The following is a 7,685-nucleotide window of genomic DNA, read 5'->3' on the forward strand; positions in this document are numbered from 1 at the left end:
CTGGACAAACTGCCCGCGCTGTCCCCAGCCTCGGCTGCCCCGCCGGCCTGCGAATCACGTTCACTCATACACCGACTCCCATTCCCTCTCTTCGCCGCTTTACCAAACCAGCCATCAAAACATGCTATTGACCAAGTCCCACAATACAGGATATCTTTTCTCAAAGGCCTTTTGGCGTGGACACCCCGCCGCCAAAAGAGACATCCCGGAATCCCTTGGAAGTCACCACGTCAAGGACCCTGTTGTCCTCACGTATCCGCCCTTTCGTTGGTACTTCAGGCGTGAGTTATCAGTGTGTCCTCGGGGTCAGGCAGCGGTTCGAGTCCCCCTCAAGGAAGAGAAGGATTATGCAAAGAAAAACCCTTACGGCCGATCGCCCCAGTCAGGAGGGGTCCGCCGTGGCCCCCCGGCGGACGCCCGGAACAGACACGCGCGGACGACAAGAAACATCCGCCTCGACACGACGAATCCGCTCCGTCGCTTGGTCGTCATTGCCATTCGTGGTGTTTCTGGCGATCCTTGTCGCGTGGGGTGCAGTAGTCGAGCTTTTCAAGATCCCGGCATACCTGCTTCCGGGGCCGGTTGCGGTCTTCGAGCGTCTATTCAGTGATGCAAGCAGTTTATGGAACCACACACAGTCAACTCTCGTGGTGATTGTTATCGGGCTTCTGCTGAGCATCGTCATCGGCATTCCTCTGGGCCTGGTCATTGCACTCTCCCGGACTGCAAAACAGCTGCTGTACCCGCAGGTTATGATCTTGCAGCTTGTGCCGAAAATTGCGGTAGCACCGCTGCTCCTGGTTTGGCTCGGTTTTAGCATTAATACGAAAATTGGCTTGGTCATACTTATAACCTTCTTTCCGTTGCTCATGGCAAGCATCAGCGGATTCAGGATCCTTGATGAGAGGCTCCTTTACTTGACCCGGTCCATGGGCGCGACTCGGTGGCAGACATTCTGGTTTCTTCGGTTTCCAGCCGCCCTCCCAGTGATTTTTTCGGGAATTAAGACTTCGGCAACGATCGCCATAACGGGCGCACTTGTCGCGGAGTTCCTGGGATCGAACAGCGGGCTGGGCTACGCCCTGCTGCGAGCCAGCGGTGCCCTGGATACCACATACATGTTCGCCATTTTGGTCATCCTCACCGTCATCGGCGTGATCGTCAATTACTTGGTGGAAGCGGTTGAATGGCTGCTGACTCCGTGGCAACGACGCACCTGATTACCAAGGCATATCGCGAATTGAATTGCACGGGTACAGCCCGCACCCGTTTTCACAATCTTTAACCCGACACGACCTGAAAGAAATACCATGCAAAGAGGCATTCCTAAATTAATCGCGGCTGTCATGGCGGCGGGAGCGTTGGTACTCACCGGGTGCTCCGCCGCTCCACCCTCAACCAGTGCCGGCACTGGGATTCCCGTCCACTTTCAATTGAACAACCCCTGGAATGCTTCCACCGCAGGCTTCGCAGTCGCCCAGGCGAATGGCTTTTACAAGGACGCCGGGATTGACGCGAAAATTGAACAGGGCACCGGATCCGGTACAGCAGCCCAGCTCGTAGCAAGCGGCCAGGCTGACATGGGCATTGCAGACGCAGTGGCCGTCAGCCAGCAAATTGAAAAAGGCGCCCCGCTTGTCATGGTTGCAACGGACAACCAGGTGACCAATATTGCGATTCAGACTCTGGCTTCCTCAGGGATAAATTCCCCCAAGGATCTCAAGGGAAAGAAGATCGGGCTGGCGGAGGGCGGTGCATGGTCGTTCCTCTTGCCCCTCTTCCTCCAACAAAATGGGTTCAGTGAGAATGATGTCATTATCCAGACCCTTCCCTTCGCGTCCCTGCCCGCGGCTCTGCTTCAAAAAAACGTCGACGCGATTGTCGGGGGACAGGACACCGCCGTGGCACTTGGCATGCAGAACGCCCAATACAACAACTTCTGGTTTAAAGACTCCGGGGTTTCTCCCGTGGCCCATTCAATCTTTACGACCCAGAGCTTTGCAGAAAAAAATCCCGAAGCGGTCAAGAAATTTGTTGCAGCTAGCCTGAAAGGCTGGAGCGCGACGATCGATGATCAAGAACGCGCCGTGACGGCCGTCAAGCAGCTCCTGCCTGACTCGCGCGACGACGTCGTGCGCGCCGAACTGAAATTACTGCTTCCTCTGATGTGCGCTGCAGACGCAAAGTTCGTCGGTCGGGCCGAGCCGGATCGGTGGGTACAGAGCAACGATATCTTGACACGTGCGAAGCTCCTGCCCGCTCCTGTGGACATTTCAAAAGCCGTTTCCTACGACTTCCTGCCACCGGAGTCCGAACTGCACACCTGCAAATAGGCTTCGACCCCGAGGCCCGGGGCAGTACGCCGCACTAATGGGATCGCCGGAGTCGCTCACGGCAATCTAAAGGTTGACGACTGCACTTCAATCAGGGACCCCGGCGTTGACGAGTTCGGATTGACCAGGCAGCAGAGAAAGGCATGATAAATGAACGACACAGTATTGCAGAAAAGGGCCGCAGGTCTGCCGATTTCAATAGCAGGCGTAGCGAAGACGTTTAGAAGTCCCAAAGGCAACTCTTTTGAAGCGCTCAGGCCGGTCTCGATGGACGTCAAGCCGGGTGAGTTCATTTCCATAGTCGGGCCCTCCGGCTGCGGTAAGAGCACACTAATGCTGATGGCTGCCGGGCTCCTGGACAGGTCCGAGGGGGACATCCGCATAGGTGGCACATCGGTAAACAAGCCCTTCACAGATATCGGGATTGCCTTCCAGGATCACCTCCTGCTGGACTTCCGGACGGCAATGGAAAACGTCTTGATCCAGGCTGACGTACGGGGCCTTGATAAGAACGTGCTGAGGTCCCGGGCCACCGAGTTGTTCAAGCAACTCCACCTGGAGAAGGCCATGGACAAATACCCCCGTCAGCTCTCGGGCGGAATGCGGCAAAGGGTCTCCCTGATCCGCACAATCGTGCACGAGCCGTCGGTGCTCTTGCTCGATGAACCGTTCGGGGCTCTCGATGCACTCACTCGGCTCCAAGTTCGATCCGACCTCGAGGCGCTCTGGCTGCGCAATCGACCAACCGTGTTGTTCATCACCCACAGTGTTGAAGAAGCTGTTGGACTATCCGACAGGATTTTCGTGATGAGCCCGAGCCCGGGTGAAGTGGTGGACGAAATAGTTGTTGACCTCCCCCGCCCACGACCACTTGCCCTCGTGGAATCCCCTGATTTCGGGACTTACGTGGACCGAATCTACGGCCACTTTGAGCGCATGGGAGTGCTTCACGGAATTGAAATTCCCAAACGAGGCAGTGAGTGACCGACGGGCACCCCTTCGGAGGCGGGCTATAGCCTGCATACCTCGATCCGGAGCAGACACGATCAACATCGTGAGCTTCGCGACGGACACGAAGCTTCGACAGGCCTTGCTGGAGGTGAAGGAAAAGATCGATGCGCGGGCGGCGCGGCGTGTATTCGCACCAGCAGCTTCCACTACTAAGTATCGGCCGCATGCGGCCCGACAAATAACAACCGGGGGCTTCCACGCCCTCTAATAGGAGAACGCAACAATGACGACGATTACATCCGAGGAGTCCGGCCTGGCACAGGGGAGAGAGAAGCCCCGGGTCGGCATCATCTCGGCTGATGGTGTGAAGGCACCCGCAGGCGGTTATGAGATGGAGATCCATAACCCCGCTACGGGTCGGCTCATTGGCACGCTTCACGAGGCCGACGCCGCAGAGATCGATGCCGTAGTTGCGGGAGCGAAGAGGGCATACGAGAAGGTTTGGCGCCGGACGGCACCTGAGGCCCGGGGAAGGATGCTTGGCGCCTGGGCCGACGCGATTGCCGCGCGCCGAGAGGAACTGGCCGATATTGAGGTCGCGGATGTGGGCCACCTGCGCCGCGAGGTACTCGCCGACATTGACAACAGCACCCGGATATTGCGCTACTACGCCGGGCTCGCCGACAAGCTTGAAGGACGCACCTTCGCTCAACTGCCTAACCGCCTCTCGTACGGGGTCGACGAGCCCTTCGGCGTTGTCGCCGGTATCAGTCCATACAACGGAAACGCAAATTCACTCACTTTGAAGGCCGGACCGGCACTCGTAGCCGGCAACTGCATCGTGATCAAGGCACCGGAGGTCGCCCCCCTCCTGAACTACCGCTTGGTCGAACTCGCGCTCCAGGCTGGCGTTCCGGCCGGCGTTATCAGCGTCGTGACAGGTCGTGGGGAGACGGTGGGTCCGCTACTCACCGAGCATCCCGATATCGGCATGATCGCGTTCACCGGCGGACCGGACTCAGGCCGGGCAATTATTCACCAGTCTGCGGCAAATATTGTGCCGACGTTCCTCGAACTGGGCGGAAAGAGTCCGGCGATCCTGCTCCCGGACGCCGACCTGGACATCGCCATCCCGTCGCTGCTGCATTCAAACTTCGCCAAGAGCGGCCAAAGCTGCGTGACAGGATCACGAATCTTCGTCCCGGACTCGATGTACGCGGAGGTTAGCGACCGGCTCGGGCAGAAGGCCAAAAAAGTCCGCGTCGGCCTTCCCACAAAAGAAGCGTCGCAAATGGGCACGCTCATCAACCGCCGGCACCGCGGCCGCGTCGACGCGCTCGTTAAACGCGCGATCGATGCCGGGGCCGTCGCCCTGGCCGGCGGCGCCCCGGCCGAGGACGGCGAACTGGCCAACGGTGCTTTCTATCAGCCCACCGTTCTCGCGGAGGTCACGGATGAGAACCCCGCCGCTCTCACCGAAGCATTCGGTCCGATGGCGAGCGTCCTGTCCTACTCAGACGTCGACGAAGTCATCGCCCGATCCAACTCCTCCGAATTCGGTCTGAGTGCGCAAATCTGGGGCAACGACGCACGGACCATCCAACACCTCGCAAAAGAGTTAGTCGCGGGAACGGTCTGGGTCAATACCTACCGTTCCTTCCACCCAACTGTCCCATTCGGAGGGATGAAGCAAAGCGGGTTCGGCAAAGAAAACGGCCTCGAGTCGGTTGCCATGTATACCCGTCGCAAGGCTGTCGTCTGGGACCTCTCGAGTGAGCGGGAGCTACCGTACAGCAACTCATAACCTGAAGCCATCACAGGAGACCGCGTCGCGGCCCAAGGGTCGCAGCAAATCCGCTAGTACACCGGTGCGCGTGGTCCACTCCAAAGCCGTACGAACATGAACAAGGGACTTATCGATATGAACGACCAAACGCAAATGCCAACGCAGCGGCTGAAGGGGCGGCGGATCGTTGTTACCGGAGCTGCTGCTGGAATAGGACGGAGCACGGCGCAGCTCTTCGCACAGGAAGGCGCAGCGGTTGCCCTTCTCGACCGGGACAAGGAAAACCTCCAAAATGCCGCCGAAGAGATAGGCGGTTGGGCTTTCCCTGTCGACATCACCGACGATGAGGCGGTTGCGGGTGCAGCCGAGGAAGCTGCGGCGGCTCTAGGCGGGATCGACGGTGTTGTTACTGCAGCGGGGATCATGTTCCAGGGTCCGGCGTCCGAGGTTTCAGCCGAGGAATGGCGGCGGGTGATCGACATTAATCTCACTGGCACCTACAACGTGGTTCACCGGTGTATCCCATGGCTGTTGCAGGCACCCTCAGCGACGGTTGTAACAATTGCTTCAGCGGCGGGACTCATGCCAAACGCTGCCGGGCTTACTGCCTATGCTGCGTCAAAAGGAGGAGTCATCGCCCTGTCGAAGGCATTGGCGGCCGAGCTGGCACCGAAAATACGTGTCAACACGGTTTGTCCAGGCATGGTCGATACTGCCATGGCCGACGGCTTCAGGGGAAATGTCGGAAACTACGCACTCAATCGGCTTGCCGACCCGGTCGAGATCGCCAACGCCATTCTCTTCCTCACCAGCAAGGAATCGTCCTACGTGACAGGATCTGCTCTGGCAGCAGACGGCGGAAGGTCGTTCCACTAGTCATCATCGAGTATGGTCTCGTTGTCCTGGTCCATTACTCAACCAAGTCCCGGCACTTGTCACAGTCGTCGGGTTGGGGCCCTCGTGGAGGGGCGGGGACCGAAGGGGCTTTCCGAATGACGGACGTGTCACCGACATCCCCCGACCGTCACTGACTCTAGTTCGCTGCAAGTTGTTGGTCCAGACGGATCAGTTCTAAAGGAAGGACTGAAACCTCTGGTCATGAGGCAAGTGGGGGGAGTCCGTCAGGTCGACTATGCCCGACCGATCGGGCATGGACCCTGGTGGTGTCCGTCGGCAACCGGAGCATTCAAGAGGTGAACGTGGATTGTCTGGCTGGCTGGACAGTTCTGCCCGTGTGCGCCCGGAGACGTGGAACCGGACGAACGGTTCGGGAAGCAATGCTTTGGAACGAAGCGGAAGGGGCCGCCACTTTGCCCCCTGGAAAGCTCGGCGTTCCGCGGGGTTTAAAAGTTCGGGCGGGCGTGTCCACCGAGGACGAAGGAGATAAAAGGACAGATGAAGCAACGCAGCATTGGGAGTGTGCCTGTAAGTGCCATTGGACTCGGGGCGATGCCCTTGTCCATCGAGGGACGTCCGGATGCAGGGAAGTCGACTGCTGTTATCCGCGCTGCTCTTGAAGCGGGAGTCACTCTCATCGATACGGCCGACGCGTACCATTTGGCCGGTGAAGACGAGGTCGGGCATAACGAAGAGCTCATTGGCAGGGCGCTCCGATCCTTCGGCACAGACGCAGCATCGCAGGTAATTATCGCCACCAAAGGTGGACACATGCGTCCGCAGAAGGGACCTTGGGCGCAGAACGGCCATCCCTCGTATCTCAAGGAAGCAGCCAAAGCCTCGGCCCGGCGCCTTGGAGTCGATGTGATCGATTTGTACCAGTTTCATCGGCCCGACCCCCTTGTACCCTATGCAGACTCCATCGGTGCTCTAGCCGAGCTTCTCGAGGACGGCGTGATACGAATGGCCGGCATTTCGAACGCCAACGTAGCGCAGATCAAAGAAGCCCATGAGGTACTGAACGGGCGGCTCGCCTCGGTGCAAAACCAGTTTTCCCCAAAATTCCGATCGAGTGAACCGGAATTAGCCCTATGCGCCGAACTGGGTATCGCTTTCCTCCCGTGGAGTCCGCTCGGAGGAATATCTTCAGCGCGCGATCTAGGGTCGATTCATACGGAGTTCGCCTTTGTCGGACAAAATCATGGTGTCTCTCCCCAAGTGGTGGCACTCGCGTGGGAGCTGTCCAAGGCGGACATTGTTATCCCTCTGCCCGGAGCTTCACGGCCCAGCTCGATTCTGGACTCTGTCTCCGCCGCCGTCCTGGAACTTACTCCGGCGGATCTGGAACTGCTTGATGCAGGATCCATGTCAGGAGGTTGACAGGTCCGCTCTCAAATACATACTCCTGTCGCCCGAGCCAAGACCAAGGCCTGAAAAACGCAGGCGATAAGAGGACGGTCGTAGAGAAAACATGGTCTGGACGTCTCCGGGTTCCGGAACTGGCCGTTCGGCTGCACAAATAACGGCACGGTCACGAAGGGGCAGGGGACGGTGTGGCTGGAGCAGCAACAGGAGGCCGGTGGTGATCGGCGCCGGGGTTCTTGATGATCCCGGTCCGTTGGATTCATGACCGGTGCTGGTTCTCCAGCAGGCGGCTTGATATGGTCGCCGCTGCCTGCTTGACGGCCAGTGCGGCCTGCTGGACATCGACGTCGCGC

General features: G+C 58.8%; 6 protein-coding genes. All 6 read left to right on the forward strand.

What is annotated here, in order from left to right; all coding sequences use genetic code 11:
• The first annotated feature begins 347 nt into the window (after positions 1 to 347).
• The 6 genes from C563_RS21765 (at position 348) to C563_RS0120640 (ending at position 7,347) form a co-directional block, all read left to right on the forward strand.
• Entirely contained in the window at positions 348 to 1,220 is an 873-nt protein-coding gene (locus C563_RS21765; protein ID WP_081624225.1) for an ABC transporter permease, read from the forward strand.
• A gap of 90 nt (positions 1,221 to 1,310) precedes the next feature.
• Positions 1,311 to 2,333 carry an ABC transporter substrate-binding protein gene (locus C563_RS0120620; protein WP_026265208.1) on the forward strand — a complete coding sequence of 341 codons (1,023 nt, stop codon included), beginning with the start codon at positions 1,311 to 1,313 and terminating at the stop codon, positions 2,331 to 2,333.
• A 150-nt stretch (positions 2,334 to 2,483) separates the two neighbouring features.
• On the forward strand, positions 2,484 to 3,317 hold the full coding sequence (locus tag C563_RS21770; RefSeq protein WP_043424550.1) for an ABC transporter ATP-binding protein: 834 nt from the start codon (positions 2,484 to 2,486) through the stop codon (positions 3,315 to 3,317).
• A 250-nt stretch (positions 3,318 to 3,567) separates the two neighbouring features.
• The gene (locus C563_RS0120630; RefSeq protein WP_018763973.1) at positions 3,568 to 5,088 is read left to right on the forward strand and encodes an aldehyde dehydrogenase family protein; all 1,521 of its coding nucleotides are present in this window, start codon (positions 3,568 to 3,570) and stop codon (positions 5,086 to 5,088) included.
• Positions 5,089 to 5,184: 96 nt separating this feature from the next.
• Positions 5,185 to 5,946 carry an SDR family NAD(P)-dependent oxidoreductase gene (locus C563_RS0120635; protein ID WP_051083614.1) on the forward strand — a complete coding sequence of 254 codons (762 nt, stop codon included), beginning with the start codon at positions 5,185 to 5,187 and terminating at the stop codon, positions 5,944 to 5,946.
• A gap of 519 nt (positions 5,947 to 6,465) precedes the next feature.
• Positions 6,466 to 7,347: an aldo/keto reductase gene (locus tag C563_RS0120640; RefSeq protein ID WP_018763975.1), complete on the forward strand. Its 882-nt coding sequence runs from the start codon at positions 6,466 to 6,468 to the stop codon at positions 7,345 to 7,347.
• The last annotated feature ends 338 nt before the right edge of the window (positions 7,348 to 7,685 follow it).

It is taken from the genome of Arthrobacter sp. 135MFCol5.1, from assembly GCF_000374865.1.
Lineage (GTDB): Bacteria > Actinomycetota > Actinomycetes > Actinomycetales > Micrococcaceae > Arthrobacter.

Coding starts and splice junctions, on each gene's coding strand:
- C563_RS21770 (WP_043424550.1), top strand. CDS start 2,484: ATGAACGACACAGTATTGCAGAAAAGGGCCGCAGGTCTGCCGATTTCA.
- C563_RS0120635 (WP_051083614.1), top strand. CDS start 5,185: ATGAACAAGGGACTTATCGATATGAACGACCAAACGCAAATGCCAACG.
- C563_RS0120640 (WP_018763975.1), top strand. CDS start 6,466: ATGAAGCAACGCAGCATTGGGAGTGTGCCTGTAAGTGCCATTGGACTC.
- C563_RS0120630 (WP_018763973.1), top strand. CDS start 3,568: ATGACGACGATTACATCCGAGGAGTCCGGCCTGGCACAGGGGAGAGAG.
- C563_RS21765 (WP_081624225.1), top strand. CDS start 348: ATGCAAAGAAAAACCCTTACGGCCGATCGCCCCAGTCAGGAGGGGTCC.
- C563_RS0120620 (WP_026265208.1), top strand. CDS start 1,311: ATGCAAAGAGGCATTCCTAAATTAATCGCGGCTGTCATGGCGGCGGGA.